Annotated in this window: 2 protein-coding genes; one reads left to right on the top strand and one right to left on the bottom strand. The window is 63.4% G+C overall.

The features are described 5' to 3' along the window. Positions 1-78 precede the first annotated feature (78 nt). Positions 79-1,119, bottom strand: a complete 1,041-nt coding sequence (locus tag HNQ60_RS25240; RefSeq protein ID WP_184335581.1) for an aminopeptidase — start codon at positions 1,117-1,119, stop codon at positions 79-81. 230 nt (positions 1,120-1,349) lie between these two features. Here HNQ60_RS25240 and HNQ60_RS25235 point away from each other — a divergent pair, with 230 nt between their 5' ends. Then, positions 1,350-2,573: a multifunctional CCA addition/repair protein gene (locus HNQ60_RS25235; RefSeq protein ID WP_184335580.1), complete on the top strand. Its 1,224-nt coding sequence runs from the start codon at positions 1,350-1,352 to the stop codon at positions 2,571-2,573. Positions 2,574-2,674: the final 101 nt, after the last annotated feature.

The raw sequence follows: 2,674 nt of genomic DNA, 5'->3' as shown, positions 1-2,674 counted from the left end.
CTTCCCGCGCACGCGGGAATCCATCCGGGCTTTGCGACAAGATGGACACCCGCTTTCGCGGGTGTGACGGGCCGTGCGTCACTCACCGCCGCACAGCGACCGCTCCCTCTCCGCCTTCGGCAGTTTGGCAATCCGCCCCACTTCCTCATAAAACTTCGGCAAGTCCCCACCAAGACTCGCCAGCAACCGCTGAAACCCCGGCAGACAACCGTGATACGTCGCAGCAGATACGAGGTGCGCGTTCCCAAGTGCGCGATCGAACCACCAGTCATAGCCCGTGAAGCCATTCCATTGCGCACGCAGTTGCGCGTAGTCGAATTTGAGCCGGCCGAAGACCTCCGCTTTGCGGGCGCGCATCTCGTCAGCCGGGAGTTTCGACGCGTACAGCTCCTTCAACTTCTCTCGCGTGCCAAGCAACAGGTCGATGAACTCCTGCTGCCTCTCCTTCTGCCTGCGCCAGGCGAGCATGTCCTGCGATCGGCCGCGCTCGTTGAGCCAGCGCTCGAGCCCGGCCTCCTCCACCGCCGTCGCGAATGCTTCGTTGAACTCGGAGTCACCAGGCACGTAGACCACTTGATGAGCGAGCTCATGAAAGAGCGTCGACGCGAGCTGCGCATCGCTCCATCCCATCATCGTATTGAGGATCGGATCGCGGAAGTGACCAAGCGTCGAATAAGCCGCAACACCGCCGACCATCGCGTCGCCGCCGTTCATTCGCATCTTGCGTGCGTAGCTCTGTGCCGACTCCTCGTTGAAGTACCCGCGATAGACAACGCAGCCTGCAATCGGAAAACACCAGCGACGCGGCTCGATCGAGAACTCATCCGTCGCGAAGACATTCCACACAACGTACGGGCGTTGCAGATCCGCATAGCTGCGATAGCTCGGATTGTCCGGCAGCCCGAGTTCGCGGGAAGCGAAATCGCGTGCGGCGCTCACGTACTCCAACCGTGCACGCAGCTTGTCGGGCGTCGCCGGGTTCGCGAGCACCTGGTCGATCGGTTCACGCTTCGAGACGATTTCCATCTGACCCCCGGCGGCTTGAAGGAGATAGCAGCCGTGGAGAAGCGGCAGCAACAGCAGGGCGAAGAGCCGATGCGAACCGGGCGGCAGGGTCATGAGTTGGAGCTGGGTCCGGTGAGGAAAGTCACGATGGTGACGGAAGTGAGGGCGGGCAGAAAGGGTGCGCGGCCCCCGCGCCTTTCCACCTGTGGGTCCCACTTCGGTGGGACGTCAGGCCGAAGGCCTCCCGGATCGCTAACGCGATGACGTCCGGCTAAAGCCGGACCCACAGCAAGCCACTCGTCATTCCCGCGCAATGCGCCTTCTGCCCAACTACACTCTCCGCCATGAAAACCTACCTCGTCGGCGGCGCGGTCCGCGATGAACTCCTCGGCTTGCCGGTGCGCGAGCGCGACTGGGTCATCGTGGGCGGCAAGCCCGAGGAGCTGAGCGCGGCGGGATTCAAACAGGTCGGCAAGGACTTTCCTGTTTTCCTGCACCCGCAGACGAGCGAAGAGCACGCACTCGCCCGCAAGGAGCGCAAGACCGGGCCGGGATACCGCGGATTCGTCACGGAGTTCTCGCCCGATGTCACGCTGGAAGAGGATCTCGAGCGGCGCGATCTCACGATCAATGCCATTGCGAAAGATTCGGATACGGGCGCGCTGATCGATCCGTTCAACGGACAGCGCGATATCGAAGCGCGGATTCTCCGACACGTCTCGCCTGCGTTCGTCGAAGACCCCGTGCGCGTGCTGCGCGTCGCGAGATTTGCGGCGCGGTTCGCACCGCTGGGATTCACGGTCGCGCCTGAAACGATCGCGTTGATGCGCGAGATCGCGGCGCGAGGGGAGCTCGATGCACTCGTACCGGAGCGCGTGTGGCAGGAGACGCAGCGGGCACTCGAGATGCCGGCACCGTGGGTATTCTTCGAAGTACTGCGCGAAGGCAACGCGCTGCCGATCGTGTTCCCTGAAGTGGCTGCGTTGTTCGGCGTACCGCAGCCGGAAAAGTGGCATCCGGAGATCGACTCCGGCGTTCACACGATGATGGTGATCGAGCAGGCAGCGCGCCTGACACAGGACCCGATCGTGCGATTCGCTGCGCTGGTACATGACCTGGGCAAAGGCACGACACCGCCGGACGAATGGCCGCGACATGTGGCACACGAGCATCGCAGCGCTGCGCTCATTGAGTCGATGTGTGCGCGGTTGAAGATTCCCAACACTTATCGCGACGTCGCCGTGCAGGTCGGCCGGCATCATCTGCTTGCTCACAAGGCCAAGGAACTCAGAGCGTCGACTGTGCTCGAGCTGCTGGAGCATCTCGATGCGTTCCGGCGACCGGAGCGATTCGAGCAGTATGTGCTTGCGTGCGAGGCCGATGCCCGCGGCCGCAAGGGGCTGGAGGATCGAGATTACTCGCAATCGACCTATTTGCGCCGGGCCCGGGAAGCAGCGGCGAGCGTGCGGTTGAGCGACGAAGAACGTGCGGGGCTGAATGGTGAGCAGATCGCAGAGCGGCTGAGACGAGCACGGATTGCGAAGCTGTCGGAGGTGGCGAAGGAGTGATGCGGCGTCACACCCGCGCACGCGGGTGTCCATCTTCCTCAGGCCCGGATGGATTCCCGCTTGCGCGGGAATGACAGCAGCCCCGTCCGACTCTGCCTGTG

Origin of the sequence: Povalibacter uvarum, assembly GCF_014202975.1 — a bacterium.
Taxonomy (GTDB): Bacteria; Pseudomonadota; Gammaproteobacteria; order Steroidobacterales; family Steroidobacteraceae; genus Steroidobacter; species Steroidobacter uvarum.
The sequence above is the reverse complement of the archived record's forward strand: the minus strand, read 5'-3'. Positions and strand labels throughout refer to the sequence as shown.

Bases quoted from the DNA above. Each gene is read 5' to 3' on its own strand.
- HNQ60_RS25240 (WP_184335581.1), bottom strand. From the start codon at position 1,119: ATGACCCTGCCGCCCGGTTCGCATCGGCTCTTCGCCCTGCTGTTGCTG.
- HNQ60_RS25235 (WP_184335580.1), top strand. From the start codon at position 1,350: ATGAAAACCTACCTCGTCGGCGGCGCGGTCCGCGATGAACTCCTCGGC.